We start from the raw sequence: 19,274 nt of genomic DNA, 5'->3' as shown, positions 1-19,274 counted from the left end.
CGGGCCACTGACCCGCCTGAACGATAGTACTGTGGCGAATAAGCGATCGTGTTATGGCAGGTAATAGTCAGCGGCGGAGACGAACTCAACAGTCGCCTTGACTACTCGCTCCATCTGACTGCTGACTCTACCCGGGAAGGCGGATTCCATGGCGTCGATACGGTCGCTGCCGGTATGCCAGATTTCTCCCCATTTTTCTTCGGCGTCTCTGTCGCAGGCGCCAATGGACGCTTCGTCAAAACAGTTCCAGAACTGCGTGTTAACGGTTTGCGAGTATCCGTCTTTTCCATATTTTCCATCAATGTCGAAGTTGGTCGCCTCGACATAAGCAATGGGAATACCGCGACAGGCGAAAGCGACATGATCTGACCATTCTCCGGTTTCTCCCGCTTGATAACCGTCAGCCACATCAGGATGGATAAGAAAATCGTTATCCCCTTCAAGAGCGACGGACGCATTCAACATCGCGGCCCGCACCCTGTCCCCGGCGGCATAAGAGGTGTTGTCGCCTTTACACTCGTAAGGTGTGGCGCTGTCGGCGGAATGCACATACAGGTAATCGCCCCCGGCCACCGTATCATAATTGACCATACCAACGATGTCGCCCAAATCATCCATCGAAAGCTGATTCACGTAGTAATTTGAGCCATGCAGGCCTTTCTCTTCCGCGCCGAAAAACACGAAGCGCAGCGTATAAGGCAAGGTTTTATCTTTAACGAGCCTGGCCACCTCCAGCATAACAGCCACGCCCGTACCGTTGTCTGTCGCGCCGGTTGAGCCAAGGTCTTCGCCAGTGGTGTCGTAGTGAGCGCCTAAGACCAATATTTTCTCAGGGCTGGTTCCAGCCTTCTCAAAAACGACATTGCTGGAGTTAAACTCGTTATCACTGACTTTATAGGTAAACGCCTGCGCGCTGGGGGTATACCCCAAGGATCTGAGTTCGGCCAGCAGGTAAGCTTCCGCTTTGCGTTCACTCTCTGTTCCCGCCACTCTGGCGCCGATGCCCTTGGTGGGATGAGCCAGGTCAACCAGATAGTCGTCCGCAGTCTTATTGGCGTTGGAGCCGCCATCATTGGAATCATTATTATTGGAGCAGCCTGTCGCTAACATCAGGCAAGCCAGTCCTGGCAGTAGTTTTTTTGTACTTATTTCAGGAAACATCAAATTTCTCCTATCTAAAAAAAGATGCGTAGGCATCAAAAACCCCGTCCGGCGATAAGCAAATATCGTGGAGAAGTCATTATTTTTATTTGAAAAACATCAAGATAATCGATGTAGCGACTACTGGCGGCGCCCCTTAGCGGCGGCGCCAGTCACAGTCGTCGCACCATACTGAAGCATTCAACCCCAGGCGGATATCCCTCATTTGCCTTAGGTTGCTCCTGCTCTTGATGAGCCAACTACAGCTTCGCTCAGCTCGGTGCTATAGTTTTTTACAGTGACTGTACAAAAAGCACCCAACCCTCTGAGTAGTCCATGCGCGCCCAAATTACGTCCCCGTGGTCTAAAATTCTGCTCCTTTCCTTAACGCTGATTGGAGCCACAGGAGCAGCTCGCACCGAAGCCGATATTGTGGAAATCAACGTTTGCGGCATTGACGTGGCCAACCCTCCCATTTACCGGTTGACTATGGCGGAGACGAAGGAAGCCACTGAGTACAAAGGCGTCGCCTATGAAATGTTGAATGAAATCGAGCTACAGGCCCCCATACGCATTATCTTTGAACGCCGCCCCTGGAAACGCTGCCTGGCCCAGTTGCAGGCAGGCCAGTCAGATGCGGTGATTGGATCTTCATATGTTCAAGAACGGGAGCAGTTCAGTCACTACCCCCGCAAACTGGACGGCTCGGTGGATCATTCAAAACTGGTGTACAGCAATACCCTATGGCTATATACAACAGATCCGGCGGTGATATGGGACGGCGTATCGCTCAAGCTTCCCCCAGGGACGCAGGCTGCCGCCGGGCTGGGCTACTCATCCGCGGATTTACTGCAGCGTATGGGAGTGGAGGTCATTGAGCGGTACGAACCCAAGCACCTCGCCAACCTCCTGGCCAGCCAACGGGTGTCGATAGTGGCCAGTTACGCGATGCAAGTGGAGCCATACCTCGATCTGAACGCCCCTGACTCCCCTGTGCGACGGCTGCCCACCCCACTGATGCAGGACGACATGTTCATCGTCTTCTCACGTTCATTCTACGCCCGTCACCAACACTTGTCGGAGCGTATCTGGGACATCTGCGCGGACATTCATCAGTCCGGGCGTTATGACGAAATCCTCGCCCTATACTTTTTGTATCTGGATTCTCAGTAACTTCGACCGGGCTTCCGTTTGAGACCTGACGCTGGCGGCAATCATTGGACCCGCTTCAGGCCACTTCCGAGTGAGCGCGCGCCAATAGTTGCTCCGGAGACATCGGCAGCAGGTTTTCAATCGCTTTGCGCTCCCGCACCAATTCCTCTTCCGTCACCTTCACCATACGTCGACAGAAGTCATCCAGATCCAACCCTTCCACCACTTCCGCCCGCCCTTTGCGACATGTGACCGGATAGGAAAAAAACAGCCCTGGCGTCACCCCGTACTCTCCCTGACTCAATACACCCATGCTGACGAAGTCTCCCTCTTCCGTGCCAAACCGCCAATCTCGCAAATGGTCGATAATCGCCTGCGCGGCTGAGCTGGAGCTGGTTCTTCCCTTGCAGGAAATCACCGCCAACCCGCGCTGCTGCACTTGCTCGATCATGATGTCCCGATACCAGTTCATATCCAGCGCCATACGAATGGGCTGCCCGTCTATACGCAGATGGGACGCATCTGGAAACAAGGTGCTGGCATGGTTGCCCCAGATCGTCAGGCGTTTGATGCGGCGCGGATTAACGCCAATTTTGCGGGCGAGAAAGCCCAGCGCCCGATTGTGGTCCAGACGCATCAGCGCGGAAAACTGATGATGAGGCAGGCATCGGGCGTTCGCCCAGGCGATTAACGCGTTGGTATTAGCGGGGTTGCCCACAACCAGGGTTTTCACGGTTTCCTTGGCCACGGAGCCCAAGGCTTTACCCTGCTCCACAAAGATAGAAGGGTTCTCCTGCAATTGTTGCATGCGATCCATATTCGCCGCACGGGGTTTGGCGCCGGTCAGGATAGCGAAATCCACATCCTTGAAACCGCTGGCGGGGTCGTCATGCAGACTTACGCCTTCCAGCAACGGCAAAGCGCAATCCTCCAACTCCATCGCCAGCCCTTCCAGGGCTTTCATCGATTCAGTCTTCTCGACCAGTTGCAGGCGGACATTGAAGTCAGGCCCGAATGGTTCGCCCGCCGCCAGCCTGAACAGTAATGACTGACAAACGTTTCCAGCGGCCCCAGTGACAGCGATAGTGACGGTTTGGCTCATGGCGCGCCCTCCTTGATGTATAAAAAGATACGGCGACGCTTTTATTCTAGTCAGGGTAATTTTGGCGCGACCTCAGCAATAGGTCGTATTTCGTACACCTGAGACTTAGACTTCCGGCTAATTTATAACGAGGAGATGATCAGGGGTTTCATCCCCCGAAAAAATCTGAATACTTAATTCCCTTATCGCCAAGTACTTAGGCGCATTTGTATATGACCACGACTGAGTGAGGAGAATGCTATGAGTAAGCCGGGAAACAATAGCGGGAAAATTGCGCTGGTCACAGGCGCATCCGTCGGCTTGGGCGAAGCGATTGCGGAGCGACTGGCGCAAGAGGGTTACGACCTGATCCTGCTGGCGCGTCGTCAAGATAAACTGGAGGCGCTGGCGGCCCGCCTGCAGACCAGCTGCCACATCATCGCCTGCGATATCTGCGACCAGCAAGCCGTGACGGCCGCGATAGAAAATCTGCCGCCGGCGTTCGCTGCTATAGAGTTGCTGGTGAACAACGCCGGTTTGGCGTTGGGCCTGGGTCCGGCGCAGAACGTCTCCTGGGAAGACTGGGGCCGCATGATTGAAGTGAATTGCACTGGTTTGGCGTTCATGACTCATTTGCTGTTGCCAGGTATGGTGGAACGCAATGCCGGACACATTATCAATATAGGCTCCATCGCTGGCTCATACGCTTACTTTGGCGGCAATGTCTACGGGGCCACCAAAGCCTTCGTCGAGCAGTTTTCCCGCAACCTGAAAGCGGACCTGCTTGGCACGGCGCTGCGGGTCACCAATATCGAACCCGGAATGGTGGGCGGCAGCGAATTCTCTCTAGTGCGCTTCAAAGGCGACGAAGACAAAGTGAAGGCCACCTATGAAAACGCCGACGCGTTAACCCCAGAGCATATCGCGGATTGCGTGGCCTGGGCGGCGACACGTCCCGCCAATGTGAACATCAACCGCATCGAAGTGATGCCAGTGTGCCAGGCGCCGGAAAGGCTGGCGATTCATAGAAACAAATCCTGAGCACTTAGACTCTTCGCCTGGACAGCCCTTGTCCAGGCGCGTTAAGAAGAGCGGATGAAGTCCGCAACAATGGCGCAGAATTCATCCGGGGCCTCCAACATCATCATATGCCCCGTATTTTTCTGCCGCACGCTCTGCAGCGCCGCTGCCCGCGCATAAGCAGGCGTATCCCACCCGGCGTCGGATCTCTCGCCTGAGAGCAGGTATAACGGCAGGCCACTATCCACGACGCGGCGAACAGTATCTTGATATTCCTCTCCAGCGGTTTCCTTCACGACAGCAGTAGCCACCGCATGGACAGTTTCCGCCGATTGGTTAAGCAATACCTTGCGCGCCCATTCGAGCCGCTCAGGGGTTGCTTCAATCTCCGCGCGAGCCAACCAGCTCTCTGGATCGCGTTGCATTTCCGCATAATTTTCTCGCCACTCGGACATAGACATGGCGGCGACTTTCCTACACCAGAACGCATCATTAAGAGTGAAGTTGCCTTCCACGCTAATAAGGCCGCGCACCAGCTGTGGATACGCCTCCGCCAACAACATCGCAATGGCGCCGCCCACACTATGCCCCACTACCCAACAAGGGCCCTCATCCAGCTCCAGTATCAGGTCGCGGACATATTCGGCCTGACCGCGTAAAGAAAAACCTTCCTCTCCATGCTGCATTGGGGTCGCGGCGTATCCCGGCAAATCCGGTGTTAACCAGCGAATGTCAGGAGCGCGTTTTTGCGGCTCAAAGTAACTAAGGGAACCCATTAATCCGTGGATCATCACCACATTCGTCGTATGCGCCATAGCGTTATGCCTGCTCTGAGTGAGAAACGTTTAAATTCGACGCGAAGAGGGTAAAGCTATCATCCCAAGGCAGAGTCAACCGCTGCTCGGGCATAGTGGAAAGCGTAACATTCGCGAAACGACCAGAAGGGCTGATAGCCCGTAAAAACTGAGGCGCGCCAGCAGGCAACAGACTTGTAGTGGATTTGATTGCGCTGATATCCCTCCAGGGAATCGCCAGCAAAATTAAACCCACCCACACAGCACTTAGCGGTCTAAAGACCCACTTCATGCAGGAGTTCCAACTTGCTCGGCGATGGCCGCACGCCAACTATCCCGCCCAAACAACACAAAGCGAAAGACCGTATTGTCATGGGTGCTGATAGCCAGAGAATTAGGATAAAGGGGAACCACGCCAAACAACTTGGTCCAGCACTTGGTTAACTTACAAACCTGCGCCAAAGGAATCTCCGTCACACCGCCCTGCACATTCAGAGCATGCGCCCGAAAAACCAGACGCTGATTAGTCAAATACAGCTTACCGCCCACCGTCTCCACGTTTTTCTGCAAATTGGCGACGCCTTCCTTCAGAATATCTTCACCGGGCGCAAGATGTATCATGGAGACACTTCCAAGTAGATGGCTTAAAAAAATCGCCCGAATCATAGCGTCATCGCGTAAGTCTGGGCAATGGCTTTGCTTTAGCTAGATACGTTAGAGTCTGTACGAGATGAAAAACCTCCGCAACAACTCAAACTTCACAAGGGAAACTTTTCATAAGCCTTTCTTGTATCAAACTCAAAAATATCCACATACTCTTCAATTCCTTTTATAGCATCATCCTCACATAAAAATCTTTTTTGCAAAAACTCCACTGCATCTGAATAAATAAGATCTAAACAGTTTTCAACATCGGACTTTCTAAATCCAATTAAGCAAACAATATACTCACCCTCCTTTTTTTGAGCTGTAACCCAGCAATAACAATCTTCAGATAATCCATACACATCCCCCACCAACAAGTCACCATTTTTAAGTCGAGATGAAACCGACCTTCTTTTAGTTTCAATCGTGACTGGCAAAGACTTTTTTCTCTCTTCATCAATACACCTTTCTAGAGAATATCCATAGTATTCATAAGCATAAACTGCTTCATCCTCAGTTATACAAAGGCTTCTCTTGATTACATCTAAGTTTTTATTAATTTCTTTTTCCAAAATAAGTTTAGCCTCTTCGTAGCCATCACTCATATCAACAGCTTTCTTTATTAGAGAGAGTGGATATTCTGCCTCATTTCTTAGCTTGTTAATTAAACCTATTTTTTTCATTTTATTGGTATCCGGTATCATCGGGCCTGAGCTCCTATTAGCTCCATACAGAACCATCATGCCGGTCAAACCCAAGAACGACTATAAAACATCAAAACAAAGTCATCCGACACACTCTCGCATGAAAAATTATTTATGGACTATCCTGCATATATTCTTTTATACAGACCAAGTTATCTATATACCTATCAATATGAGGAATCGAATCATCTCCTGCGAAATCATAATAGGAATTCCTCATCTTCAAATACAAAGAATTACATCTATCGCTACCGCGATCCTCACATAGATCGAACTTATCATCACAAAACGGAAAAGTAGAAATAAACCTTTTCCTCATATCTAAAACAACGTTCAAAATCTCTTCAGAAAGAATATTTTCAAACTCGAAAAGTGAGTTCCTATACGCCACAGCATCACATATACAATAATCTATATTCCGCCCATAATAATCTACATAATCTTCAACAGACTTCTCGTCCTCATCCCAATCATAGGCATACGGAGGAACAACCCAAAATCTTCTTTCTTTAATCCGCTTAATCGCATCAATCACAATATTTAAAAAACAGTTCCCAGAATAATATTATTTTCAAATCTTTTACCAACATTGACAGCGAAGATACCGTCTACTGCATAAAACAATATCAAGTCTCACTCATCTAGCTGCCTAAAACTATCATACCCTCCATACTCATCCGCCTTCCAGCCTATGAAGATCCACTCTCCAGAACTCTCATAATCATACTCAAAATGAGAAAAGTGCTTAAACCCATAAGTTTGATCAAGGCGCACTGATCCACTATAAACCATCACATCTGCGATGATTGATGGTCTATCTCCGCTGCAGTTCACAATTACATTCACCAACAGTGAAACATCAAGGCAACCAAAACTAGATTCGGCTGTATACCCAATGCAGCCAACGATATAATTATTAGTTATAGGCTGAACATCAAAAAGAATTTTAACGCCTAATTTTTGCGCCAAAGACATAGTCAGCATAGAAAACAATTGGTAGCATTCATCGCCCTCACAAAAACCATTAACTTTAATTTTATTTAAAATAGAATCCATTTTTTTCATAATCAACCCCAAAAATAAATTCATTCTAGCTCAAATAGCGGATAGTCCTTATTATTAATTCTAACATTCCTATCATTAGGATCTATCTCCGCATACCGTTCGTTAATATCGCTACCGTCATCCCCTTTATGCTTCCAGCCAACGACTGACTCTTGGCCGTCAACGGTCCTTTTATATTCAGGGTCAACCCATTGATCAATTTTGACATCTTGAGCATCCCGCCAGCGACCTCTTGTTTTCTTCTTCCCTTCTATACGTCCATATACAGAAATAATACTTCTTTTATTTCCTGCATCAGTGAAAACGGCACTACCTTCTTTATAATATATATCAACGTGATTACCCCACTTATTCCTTCCTGTAAAAATTCGCTCCGGGCTATTCAATATTTCCAACACCTTAGGATCTTTTATGTTTATTTTATGTTTATCTCCAGAGTGTCCTGGCGTCCTGCCCGGCATATCAAAATCATAAACATCATTTTTATCAATTATTTCAAACACATGATCATTCGAAAATGGTATTACACCTCTGTATACTCCATTTTCATCAAACCCAATTCCATTTTCAATGCGATAATTATCAAGCTCTTTACCTTCTTTACAAGTCAACCCAAACGGGTCCACCCATCCTGTGGGGTTTGGCGCATATTGATAGTTGTTGTCTCCCCCCAACAGTCCAACGGGGTCCTGATTGATAAACCGTGCGGCGCTGGGGTCGTAGTAGCGGTGCCGGTTGTAGTGCAGGCCGGTTTCTTCGTCGTAGTACTGTCCCTGGAAGCGCAGTGGGTTCTGCACGTCTTCGACGTCTTTAAGCGCTAGGTTTCCGTAAGCTTTGTAGCGGGCGGACCAGACGACTTCGCCTTCCGCATTGGTCATTTCCTGCGGCGTGCCCAGGTGGTCCAGGTGGTAGTGGTAGACTTGTTTGTCCTGGATGAACGCCAGAGGACGGAAGCTGTTGGGTTCGTAGACGTAGACTTTGTTCAGGTGGTTGCGCTGTTCAGATAACAGCACGTCGCCGTTCCAGAGGAACTCGGTCTTGCCGAAGGCGTCCTGTTTGGCGATGCGGCGTCCCAGGGCGTCGTATTGGTATTCGGTCTTTTGCCCGTCTTTTTCGATGGCGACCAGTTGGTTCTGCTTGTTGTACTGGTAACGGGTTTCCAGCTTGCCGCCTTTGCCGCGTTTTTCGCGGATCAGGTTGCCGGCGGCGTCGTATTCGAAGTGGCGGTCGCCGTGGAAGTTCAGGCGGTTGCCTTTGGCCTGGTTCTGGCCGTCGAGAATATTGCCCGCCGGGTCGAAGGCGAACTCTTCGTTGCAATAGCCTTCGACCGTTTTCAGGCGATCGAGGGCGTCGTAACGGTAATGGGTGGTTCCTTTTTTCAGGTCGTCGATCAGCGCCAGATTGCCACTGGCGTCATAGCCGTAGCTGCGCTCGATGATGCGCGCTTTGCTCTGACGATGACTGACCCGATGACGAATCAGACGTCCCATGACGTCGTAGTCGTAGCGGGATTCCGCCGCGCCCTGGCGGCGACGTAATTCGCGTCCGTCCTGGTCCCGTTCGATGCTGGTCAGGACGTCGCCGTTGTGGCTGACCTGGGTGAACAGGCCATGGCGGTCATAGCCGAAACCGAGGACGCCGCCGTCCGGTAATAGTGATTGGATGCGGGCGCCCAGCGGGTTGTATTCGTGACGCAGACGTTGGCCGTCCTGGATTTCCTCCGCCAGACGTCCTGTCGGCGTATAGGCGAATTCAAGGGTGCGGTATGGGTTGCTGGCCTGCGTTAATTGTCCGTTGGCGTTGTAGGCGAAGCGGCTGATGTCGCCGTCCGGGCTGTGTTTTTCGCGCAGGCGGCCCATGGGGTCGCGTTTGAACAGTGTGGTGTGTTGCGCGCGAATGCGTTCGTCTTCGTGTACGCCTTCGATATGCGCCTTCAGATGGCCCGCCGGGTCATACTGATATTGCTGCACCCGACCGTCGAAGCCGATTTCCTGAATCAGTCGTTCGTTGCGGTCATAGGCCAGTTCATAGCGCTCGCCTTTTTCGTTGATCAGGCCGATCAGGTTGCGTTCTTTATCGTACAGATACTCAAAGCTCTGACCAGCCGGGTCGATGCGCTTGCGCACCTGGGCCAGACCGTCATACACGTATTCCGTGCAACGGCCGGCGGCGTCGATGAAGTGCGTCAGCTGGTCGTTGGCGTTGTAACGCATTTTGAGGACGGAGCCGTCCGGGCGTTTGACTTCGGTGACGTTGCCGTTGCGGTCGTACTGATAGGCTGTGGTTTGCCCCTGATGATCGGTGGCGGCGCGGACCTGTCCCTGCGCATTGTAGGCGTAACGGGTGGTGTGCTGGTTGTCCGTTTCGCTGACCAGTTGGCCTTCCCGGTTCCACTGCAGTTCCCGGGCCTGTCCCAGTGCGTCGATGATCTTTTGCGGCAGGCCCTGGGCGTTGTATTCGTATTGGGTCTGCGCGCCTTCCGGGTCAGTGATGCGGGCCAGCAGGCCCTGTTCGTTGTACTCGCGACGCCAGACATGGCCCAGAGCATTGGTGATCGCCACCGGCATGCCGTCGTCGTTGTAGTCGATCTTGTAATGGCCGCCGTTGGCGTCGATCAGGGCGGTCAACTGGCCGTTGTCATTGTAGGCGTAGTGGGTGCTGTGGCCGTTAGGATCGGTCTGCTCCACCAGATTGCCGGCGTTGTCGTACAGGCGTAGGGTGATGCCGCCCTCTGGATCGATTTCTTTAACGATCTGGCCGCGATCGTCGTAGTGGAAGGTGGTTCTGCCGCCGTTGCTGTCGATGGCGTGGGAAGTCTTGTTGGCCGGGTCCCATTCGAAACGGTAGTCGTAGACGCCCTGATCGCCCCACTGACGCACGCAGCGGGCGGCTTTGTCGTAGCGGCTCCATTCGAAATAGAAGCTGAAGCCGGTCTTCAGGGTGCGGCGGGTGATGACGTGATTACGATAGGCGTAGGATTCACCCGCGCCGGCGGGGTCCCGCACCTGCACCAGATCCTGGGCGTCGTCGTATTCGTATTTGGCCAGGGTGTCCACATCGCCGTCCGCGCGCAGCGACTGGATCTCGCAGATCAGTCCCTGAGCGTTATGCAGCACGTACAGGCGTTTGCCCCAGCTGGTCTGAATAAGGGTGACCGGCCGCTCGTAGCCGTCCAGGTCCTGCCAGTATTGAATACGCACGCCATTGCCGACGCCATCCAGCAATCCTTCCAGACGGTAGACGCCATCAGCGCCTACGAACAAGCGGGTGGGTTCGCCGCGTTGTTTCAGTACGTAATGGGTATCGTCGATCCGACGCAGCTCCAGATGCTCAGCCGAATTACGAACGGTCTGGCCCGGCTCCGCCAAAGGAAAATCAATGTAGCGGCCTTCGTCCGTGGTGAAGACCAGACGCCCTTCCTGCTCCTCCAACTGCTGACACAGCAAATGAGTCCAGCCCACGCCCAGACCGCGTTGATGGGGATTGGAGGATTTATAGGTGCGTTTCCAGATAATCGGCAGCGGGCCGGCGACGGTGAAGTCGGTCAGATCCAGCAATTCCTCGCCGGTGACCATGCTGATGGGTTCGCCGCTGGTGCAGACATTTTTGTTATCCGGCGTGGTCGCGCCATTATCGTTGCTGCCGGATTTTTCGCTAACGCTGCTGTCGCTCGATGGCGATGCGCCACTAGCTCCGCCGGATTTTTCGCACTCCTCGCAGAAAGGCAATTCATCTTTGGCGGTGTTCTTGAGAGCTTGTGCTTGCGCCTGCTCATCCACGGCGCTTTCCGAGGCTGCAGGAGCCGTCTGGGCGGGAGGCGCAGAATAGGTCTTGGGCGGAGCCTGATGACTGGTGGATTCTCTGGGTTTGCTTTCCCACCCCGGATTGCCATTAAGCGCAGTGACATCCATGACTTCGCCAGTGATCGCCGGCGGTGGAGGCGGCGCAGGGTTAGCGCGGTTGATCAGGCGTACGGCCAGCGTCAGTTCAGACACATTGGGCTTGAGGCCGTCTTCGCTTTCACTCACAACAGAGCAAAACGGTTTCTTCTTGTCAGAAAAGACCAGCAGAATTTCGCCGCGCTCGACGCCTTTGACAAAGTCTTCTTTCCATTTGCGCAGATGCCGCGATCCCCTGCCGGGAAACGCGCCAAACGATGAACGAAAGTGACTCCCCTTTAGGTGGTTAACGACATCGCCGACTTTGGCGTCTATGTTCAGACAACGCTCGGCATAGCTGGAGGCGAAGAAAGGTGATTCAACAAACGGCAGGTCAGCATTGGTAATGTCAGTCAAGTGCTTGAACTCATACGAGCGAGAGGAAAACATTTGAAAACATCCCTAGTATTACGCCATTCCCAGCCATGAAGAAAATATGGCAATGAATATTGCGCGGACAATAAATAGCCACATTCTACGTTTCAAAGAAGCACGCATGAATCATCCACATCACCTAATACAGAGGGAGTAATGGACAACTATCATGAAGACTTATGCGACCCAGTCCCAATAAAATCCAAGAGCTATCTGCCGCGATATTCTCAATATCAGCTAACGATTTGCAAAAGGCGCCATAGCCGGATGTCTGACGTTCTCCCAACCTCTCAAAACCACATTGTCGAACGCCGCTCGCATTTGCGTCGCTGACTCGACTGCGTCCATGCTTCCTACGCCAGTGCAAAGGCTGGGTATGGCGATATGCCTGATTTTGTTTTCCGACTTCGCATTGTATCGGGCAAGCGCCAATAACAAGCCGCGCATGGCCAGATAGGCGTTGAGCGTAGCGCTGACGTTGCCGGGAATTCTCATGGTCGGCGCCAGAATCAGCACCGGAAATTGCTGCGTGCGCATATCCAACGCCAACCCAGCGCCGACGGGCAGCTCACCAAGGTACTCCTGACGAATCGCCGCACTGGCTTTTGTTTGCGCCTGGCCGTCATAAAAGTCGTCTATCGCTTTATCTAGACCGCCGCTCATTTCGCCAAAACTGTTGCTGGGGCTGACCAACGCATCACACTTCAAATGCAGGATGTCGCCCTGCGCCACCTCAACTTGATCAATACCAGCAAACGCAGCAACCAGCGCTTCCGCCGTCTTTTCTTCGTACCCACACAGATGAAACGCCACCGCTTTCTTATCCCTATTATCACCAAAAGGTTTCACCACTTGCGGTCGTTTCCCGGTGATAGAGGCGATCATCGATTTGAACATATTTTTGTTTGTCTCCCTTAACGAAAGATCTTTAAAATGCTGCACTCAATGCATTTCTACAATGATAAAGCCTGAAGCCTATGTCCTACTCCGAGCACTATATTGACTCTCATCACTTTACATATGGCGCATCACATTTCCGAGGCGGTCAACTTCCAAGCATAAAGAGTTTATTAAACAAACAGCTTGTAAGAGTCAGAGGCTATCAAAAGTTTATACCTGAATATCCACAAGTGAGATGCTTGCCTTTGGAGTTCTTCTACACCTGCTACCATTGTATCTGCGCCATGGACGCCAAACTTTTCGAAGATATAACAAATAGGGGCAGCCGTAGCCTGGCGTGGGCATCCTGGCTCGCCCTCGTCACGCCATACCCCGAGAGCTATATGCTTCAGCAACTAGAGCAGATTATCGAAAAAAACTCTGACTATTCTGATTTTTATATCTTGACTATGGCGATTCGCAGACTGGAGGAGCAAACGCCAGAATGTCAGGAAACAGCCGATATGTTTAGCGAGTATGGTAGTTTCCTATCCTTGCTTCCAAGAATAAAAATCCCTTTACGCGCCCCCCCGACTGAACACTACTTCAAACAACGTAAATATAGAGCGGAGACCATCAACAATATTTATAAAAACAAAGGGACTGACGCCGCCATAGCGTATATAAAAAGCCTTCCTGTGCAGGAAGAAGATATGGACTATAAAGAATGGTTGCGACTACAGGCTTTGCGAGAAGAGCATCAGCATAAAAACAGTAGTTTCTTAGCCAAACTCTTCCATCATACAACGTAGGTCGGCATAAGGTCTTCTATGCCCATATGACTAAATAGCACTGGGTCTAGAGGCCCCTTTACTTCGCATTTTGGCATTGTCTTTCGATACATGTACCCTTCCTCAGAAACCTAATCCGGCCCCATCGGCGTCATCAAGCTTCACGCAAAGGCGTCAATTTCTGCTTCATATTCCAATCAGTCTGAAACGCCAATCGCCGCAGAGACGCCGCCAGTGAGCGATAGCAAGTCTTGAGGAGCAAGTTCTATTTCCAGGCCTCGCTTTCCTGCGCTGACGAAGATGGTGGCGTAGTTGAGAGAGGTATCGTCAAGGACGGTAGGCAGGCGCTTTTTCTGGCCCAGTGGGCTGATGCCGCCGACAATGTATCCAGTGGCGCGCTCGGCTTCCTTTGGATCCGCCATTTCCGCTTTTTTGGCCCCAAGCGCTTTCGCAACGGCTTTCAGGTCCAACTTGCCGGAGACCGGCACTATTCCCACGGCGAGCTTTTGCGCACCGCCGGTCAATGCCACCAGTAGCGTCTTGAACACTCGCTCGGCGGACACTCCCAGCGCCTGTGCGGCTTCTTCGCCATAGGATTCAGAACGCGGATCATGTGCGTATTCATGAACTTGGTAGGTTACCTTGGCCTTCTTGGCCTGATTAATCGCCGGCGTCATGGGGCTCCCTTCTACTGCTCAGTAAAGTCATTCAAGACTGGGTAGTTTCCACCATTTTTCGGAATCGTCCAAGCGCCGCCAGAAACAAGGCTAATCCAATCGCCGTGATGGCGAGAAATTGAGGCCATACCGCGGAGAACCCGGCGCCGCGATAGATAATCGCCTGCGCAAAACTGACGAAGTGTGTGGTCGGCGCCGCCAGCATGATGTATTGCACAACATCCGGCATGCTTTCCCTTGGCGTAATGCCGCCGGACAGCAACTGCATGGGCAGTATCACCAGGATAATCAGCAATCCCAGTTGCGGCATGGAGCGTGCGACCGTACCGAGGAATATCCCCATGGAGGTCGTGGAGAACAGATGCAACGCCACGCCAAGCAGAAACAGCGGAACAGATCCGGCGATCGGCACATCCAGCGCGCCCTGAATCACCACATACAACGACATGGCGGCTCCCAATAGAACGACCAAACCATTGGACCACACTTTCGCCGCCATGATTTCCAGCGGCGACAACGGCATTACCAACAGATGCTCCAGAGTGCCGTGCTCTTTCTCTCGGATCAACGCAGCGCCGGTGAGAATAATCGACAGCAGTGTGATCTGAGAAATAATCTCCATCACGCCACCGAACCAGTATCCCGTCAGATTGGGGTTAAACATGACGCGCACATTCTGCTCTATCGGCAGCGCTGCTTCGTCTCGGCGACCGCTGACGAACTCGTTCACCTCCGCCGTCACGATACTACGAATATAGGTAGCGCCAATAAAGGCCTGAGTCATCGCGGTGGCGTCGATATTCACCTGCACATCAGAGAATGTCCCCGCCATCACCTCCTTTTGGAACCCGGATGGAATCACCACAACGAAGGTGTAACGTCCCTCATCCATACCCGCGTCCACCTCCGCGTAGGAAATCAGCTCCGGTTCTTTGAAGTGAGGGGGATAAAAGGCATTGGCGACGCGCAGTGACAGTTGACTCTGATCTTCGTCCACAATGGCGATAGGCGCATTGTGTAGCTCCCTTGAGGCGGCAGTGGCGGCGCTGTAGACGATAATAGTGAACGCCGCCAGGACGAATATCAGTAACGCGCGGTCATGCAAAAAACTGCGAATTTCTTTTATTCCCAGACGGAGAATGTTGGCTAGTTTACTGCTCATATCAACGTCCCTGCTTTTTCAGAGTCAACACCGACAGCGCGGTAATCACGGGTATAAAGGCCGCAAGTATCAGGAAGTAATAGTACAGGTCCGCAAACTCCAGCGCCTTGGTGAAGGTTCCCCGACTGATAATCAGAAAGTAAGTAGTCGGATACAGACTGCCGATCCAGGCTCCAGCCCCTTCCAGGGAGGACACTGGATCTGTCATACCGGAAAACTGCACCGCGGGAACCAGTGTGGCCAACGCCGTCCCCGCCAATGCGGCGATCTGGGTCCGGGTGAATGATGACACCAGCAATCCCAGGCCTGTTGTCGCAATGACATACAACAACGCGGCGAAACATAGTGCTGCGAAGCTGCCTTTGATGGGCACATCGAAGAAAAAAACCGACTGCGCCACCAGCAACATAAAGCTGATCATGCTGACAAGGATGTATGGCGCCTGCTTGCCCAGCAAAAACTCCAACCGCGTCACCGGCGTGACATACAGGTTGACGATGGAGCCCAGCTCCTTCTCCCGCACCACCGCCAGCGCCATCAAGATGGCGGGAATGAAAATCAGCAACATGGGTATCACTGCGGGAACCATAGCGTAGATGCTGCGAAAATCCTGGTTGTAGCGATAACGCATTTCCAAGTTGACCGGAGACAACGCTGGCGCAGCCCCCAATGAACGTATGGCGAGATCGCCAAGGTAAGCATAGTGGGCCGCGGACAGATAACCTTTGATCGTCTCGCCCCGGAAAGGCATGGCGCCATCCAGCCAAACCGCCACGCCAGTCTGTCTGCCCCGCTTCACATCACGACCATATCCCGAGGGAATTTCCACCACAAAGCTGAGTTCGCCGCTGCGCATACGGCGATCCACCTCTTCATAGCTAGACGCCTGCGGCTGTTGAATGAAATAGCGAGATCCAGCCAGATACTGGACATAATCACGACTCTCCGGCGTTTGATCCTGGTCATAGACGGCGAACGCCAGGTCTTCCACATCCAGGCTGACGCCATACCCCAACACGAACATCAATATAACCGAGCCCAGCAACGCGAATGTCAGACGAATCGGGTCACGTAAAAACTCCAACGACTCCCGATGCGCATACGCCAACATCCGGCGAACATTGAAGCCTTGCGCCACGAATTTTCCAGAGCGCCCCGCCGCCGCGTCAGCAGCAGAAGGGTCTCCGGCAGCTTTGACTTCCGCCTCTTGACCCTCGCCGGCGGCCTCGCTCAAGCAGCTGACGAACGCCTCCTCGAAGCTCTCCGCCTCCCGCTGCGCCACAATATTTTGCGGACTGTCGCAGGCCAGCACCTTACCGGCATGCATCAACGACACCCGGTCACAACGCTCGCCTTCGTTCATAAAGTGCGTGGAAATAAAAATCGTTACGCCATCCTGACGCGAGAGCTGAATGAGGTGCTCCCAGAACCGATCCCGCGCCACCGGGTCCACGCCAGAGGTGGGCTCATCCAGAATAAGAATTTTTGGCTTGTGGACGACAGCCACCGCCAGAGAAAGACGCTGCCGAATCCCAAGAGGCAGGGATTCCGCAAATTCGTCTTCGTACGCCTGCAAACCAAATCCGTTCAGCAGTTCCTGCGTTCGCACCTCGGATTGACGAGCATCCAGCCCGAAGATCTTGGCGTGCAGCATCAGGTTTTGTCGCACGGTCAACTCAGCGTAGAGCGAAAAAGACTGCGACATGTACCCCACATTTCTCTTCGCCGACAGATCATTCAGCTCCATTTCTGAGCCGAATAAACGCACCACGCCGGACGTCGGCGGAGACAAACCAGTCAGCATCTTCATGGTGGTGGTTTTGCCGCAACCATTGGAGCCGATGAAGCCGAAGATTTCTCCCTGACGGATACTGAAGCTCACCTGATCCACCGCCGTGAAGGCGCCAAAGCGTTTGACCAGTCCTTGTGCTTCTATTGCGGGAACCGGCGATAGCTCACGCCAAGGCGCGATGGTCAGTTCATGATGCCCTTTCCTGCCCTCTTCGGGCAAAAGACGGATGAAGGCTTCATCAAGGTTGCTTGCTCCGGTTTGCGCCTTCAGCTCATCGGGGGCGCCCGTCGCCAGAATGCGGCCTTGATCCATCGCCACCAGCCAGTCAAAGCGCTCCGCTTCGTCCATATAAGCGGTGGACACCAACACACTCATGCGTCCGTCAGCGCCCCGTAGCTCATCAATCAATCGCCAGAACTGACGTCGGGAAAGTGGGTCTACGCCGGTGGTCGGCTCATCCAGAATCAGCAGATCAGGATCGTGAATCAGCGCGCAACATAGCCCCAGTTTTTGTTTCATGCCCCCAGACAATTTCCCCGCCGGACGCTCGCGAAAACGGCTCAGTCCGGTGCTGCGCAGCAGGGTGTTGATGCGGTGATGGCGCTCCCTCTTATCCAGACCAAACAGACGACCAAAAAAATCCAAGTTTTCGAATACAGATAGAGAAAAGTACAGATTTTTACCCAGCCCCTGCGGCATATAGGCGATTCGGGGAGATAAGCCGTCACGGATATTGTCATCGCCCATGTCGCCCCCCAATACACGCACGGAGCCTCTCTGAATTCGCGCCGCGCCGGATATCAAATTCAGCAGGCTGGACTTGCCCACGCCATCGGGACCAATAATGCCGGCGATAACGCCAGACGGGATATTCAGGCTCAGCGTTTGAAGCGCGATAAGGTCGCCGTATCGGTGTTCGAGCCCATTGATTTCAACAACCGGCGCCGCTGGACTCACTGCAGCCTCACTTGCAGGTCTTCCGGCCACTCAGCGTCGTCCTCCAGCTTTACATAAGCCACGCCAGTGACCCCGGTTTTGACTTTCTCCTGATGCGCTTTCAGCAAGTCAGGATCAATTTTCACTTTCACCCGGAACATCAGCTTCTCACGCTCTGTCTGCGTCTCCACCTGCTTGGGCGTGAATTGCGCCCGCGGCGCCACATAAGAGACTTTGGCGGGAATGCGGAGATCCGACAGAGCGTCGACCACTACCCGCGCATCAGCGCCTACCGACAATACGCCAGCCTGATAGGTTGGCAGGAAAATCGTCATGTAGACATCGGTCAGGTCCAACAGGGCCAGCACTTTGCCGCCGGAGCCCAGTACTTCTCCAGGCTCCGCCAATCGATACAGCACTCGGGCGTCGATGGGCGCTTTTAATTCGGACTCGGCAATGTTGGCGTGCAGGCGCTCAATCGCCGCTTGCGCCGCCTCAATCGCCGCCTGAGCTTCCACCACCTTAATGCGGGCGGCTTTCAGCGCGGCTTCCGCACGCAACTTGGATGTCTTATCCAGGTCCAGCTTCTCTGCGGAGACGTGGCCTTTCTGACTTAGCTGACTGGAGCGAGCCAACTCTTTTTCAGCGAAGCTCAGCTCACTTTCATACTGATCCACCACCGCTTCCGCATACTTGGCGGACTCCTGCACCTGCCGCAGCGTAGCCTGAGCCTGACGCAGTTCCGCCTGTAGATCATCCACATTGATGCGCGCCAGCACTTGGCCAGCTTTCACCATCTCGCCCTCTTCCGCCAAAACGGCCTCAACCCTGCCCGGCAGCTTGGTGGCGACATCAATTTCCTGCGCTTCCAGACGTCCATTTCCCTGGGCGATAGAGTCCGGTAGACTGTCCGGCTGGTAGGCCATGTAGACGAATCCGGCCGCCGCCAGCAATAGCGCCGGAGCCAGAAACCTGATCCATTTTTTTTGCGGTTCGCGCTGCAATTCGCTGTTCATTTCTCCTCCTCCCTCGTACACATTCGAAAACGAAAGGAACAATAAAGAAAAATGATCGCGACGGCGCTGACGAGCGTCAAATCCGGCTCGCAAAGACGCTTTGTTAT

The 19,274-nt window shown here is 52.8% G+C and carries 16 protein-coding genes; 3 read left to right on the top strand and 13 right to left on the bottom strand.

Going from position 1 to position 19,274, the window contains the following annotated elements:
* Positions 1–51: 51 nt before the first annotated feature.
* Positions 52–1,161: a M28 family metallopeptidase gene (locus AC2IBB_RS11260; protein ID WP_486332950.1), complete on the bottom strand. Its 1,110-nt coding sequence runs from the start codon at positions 1,159–1,161 to the stop codon at positions 52–54.
* Between the two features lie 411 nt (positions 1,162–1,572).
* Between AC2IBB_RS11260 and AC2IBB_RS11255 the strand changes: the two genes are divergently transcribed.
* Complete coding sequence (locus tag AC2IBB_RS11255; protein WP_486332949.1) at positions 1,573–2,313, top strand: substrate-binding periplasmic protein; 741 nt, start codon at positions 1,573–1,575, stop codon at positions 2,311–2,313.
* Between the two features lie 55 nt (positions 2,314–2,368).
* On the opposite strand, the gene AC2IBB_RS11250 is transcribed toward AC2IBB_RS11255, so the two are convergent.
* Positions 2,369–3,394, bottom strand: a complete 1,026-nt coding sequence (locus AC2IBB_RS11250) for a malate dehydrogenase (RefSeq protein ID WP_486332948.1) — start codon at positions 3,392–3,394, stop codon at positions 2,369–2,371.
* A 240-nt stretch (positions 3,395–3,634) separates the two neighbouring features.
* On the opposite strand from AC2IBB_RS11250, the gene AC2IBB_RS11245 reads away from it, so the two are divergent.
* Positions 3,635–4,414 carry an SDR family NAD(P)-dependent oxidoreductase gene (locus tag AC2IBB_RS11245; RefSeq protein WP_486332947.1) on the top strand — a complete coding sequence of 260 codons (780 nt, stop codon included), beginning with the start codon at positions 3,635–3,637 and terminating at the stop codon, positions 4,412–4,414.
* 41 nt (positions 4,415–4,455) lie between these two features.
* Here AC2IBB_RS11245 and AC2IBB_RS11240 read toward each other — a convergent pair whose 3' ends face one another.
* The 7 genes from AC2IBB_RS11240 to AC2IBB_RS11210 form a co-directional block, all read right to left on the bottom strand.
* Positions 4,456–5,208 carry an alpha/beta fold hydrolase gene (locus AC2IBB_RS11240; RefSeq protein ID WP_486332946.1) on the bottom strand — a complete coding sequence of 251 codons (753 nt, stop codon included), beginning with the start codon at positions 5,206–5,208 and terminating at the stop codon, positions 4,456–4,458.
* Between the two features lie 267 nt (positions 5,209–5,475).
* On the bottom strand, positions 5,476–5,808 hold the full coding sequence (locus AC2IBB_RS11235; protein ID WP_486332945.1) for a GRAM domain-containing protein: 333 nt from the start codon (positions 5,806–5,808) through the stop codon (positions 5,476–5,478).
* Between the two features lie 137 nt (positions 5,809–5,945).
* A complete protein-coding gene (locus AC2IBB_RS11230; protein WP_486332944.1) occupies positions 5,946–6,575 on the bottom strand; it encodes a hypothetical protein in 630 nt (209 codons plus the stop codon).
* A gap of 73 nt (positions 6,576–6,648) precedes the next feature.
* Positions 6,649–7,071, bottom strand: coding sequence for a hypothetical protein (locus AC2IBB_RS11225; RefSeq protein ID WP_486332943.1), 423 nt, complete (start codon positions 7,069–7,071; stop codon positions 6,649–6,651).
* Between the two features lie 98 nt (positions 7,072–7,169).
* The gene (locus tag AC2IBB_RS11220; RefSeq protein WP_486332942.1) at positions 7,170–7,601 is read right to left on the bottom strand and encodes a hypothetical protein; all 432 of its coding nucleotides are present in this window, start codon (positions 7,599–7,601) and stop codon (positions 7,170–7,172) included.
* Between the two features lie 20 nt (positions 7,602–7,621).
* Complete coding sequence (locus AC2IBB_RS11215; RefSeq protein WP_486332941.1) at positions 7,622–11,929, bottom strand: RHS repeat-associated core domain-containing protein; 4,308 nt, start codon at positions 11,927–11,929, stop codon at positions 7,622–7,624.
* 222 nt (positions 11,930–12,151) lie between these two features.
* Positions 12,152–12,811 (bottom strand): macro domain-containing protein, encoded by a 660-nt coding sequence (locus AC2IBB_RS11210; protein ID WP_486332940.1) that lies wholly within the window; start codon positions 12,809–12,811, stop codon positions 12,152–12,154.
* A gap of 386 nt (positions 12,812–13,197) precedes the next feature.
* Here AC2IBB_RS11210 and AC2IBB_RS11205 point away from each other — a divergent pair, with 386 nt between their 5' ends.
* Positions 13,198–13,605 (top strand): hypothetical protein, encoded by a 408-nt coding sequence (locus AC2IBB_RS11205; RefSeq protein WP_486332939.1) that lies wholly within the window; start codon positions 13,198–13,200, stop codon positions 13,603–13,605.
* A 176-nt stretch (positions 13,606–13,781) separates the two neighbouring features.
* Here the strand turns inward: AC2IBB_RS11205 and ybaK are convergent, their stop codons facing one another.
* From ybaK to AC2IBB_RS11185, 4 genes are read right to left on the bottom strand one after another with little or no spacing between them, the layout of a single operon-like run.
* A complete protein-coding gene (ybaK, locus tag AC2IBB_RS11200; RefSeq protein ID WP_486332938.1) occupies positions 13,782–14,261 on the bottom strand; it encodes a Cys-tRNA(Pro) deacylase in 480 nt (159 codons plus the stop codon).
* 31 nt (positions 14,262–14,292) lie between these two features.
* Positions 14,293–15,423, bottom strand: coding sequence for an ABC transporter permease (locus AC2IBB_RS11195; protein WP_486332937.1), 1,131 nt, complete (start codon positions 15,421–15,423; stop codon positions 14,293–14,295).
* Between the two features lies 1 nt (position 15,424).
* The gene (gene rbbA, locus AC2IBB_RS11190; RefSeq protein WP_486332936.1) at positions 15,425–18,172 is read right to left on the bottom strand and encodes a ribosome-associated ATPase/putative transporter RbbA; all 2,748 of its coding nucleotides are present in this window, start codon (positions 18,170–18,172) and stop codon (positions 15,425–15,427) included.
* On the bottom strand, positions 18,169–19,167 hold the full coding sequence (locus AC2IBB_RS11185) for an HlyD family secretion protein (protein ID WP_486332935.1): 999 nt from the start codon (positions 19,165–19,167) through the stop codon (positions 18,169–18,171). Before AC2IBB_RS11185 ends, rbbA begins: the two co-directional genes overlap by 4 nt.
* Positions 19,168–19,274 lie beyond the last annotated feature (107 nt).

The sequence above is a fragment of the Hahella sp. NS-SX17 genome (assembly GCF_057367735.1).
This window is presented reverse-complemented; position numbering and strand designations above follow the sequence as displayed.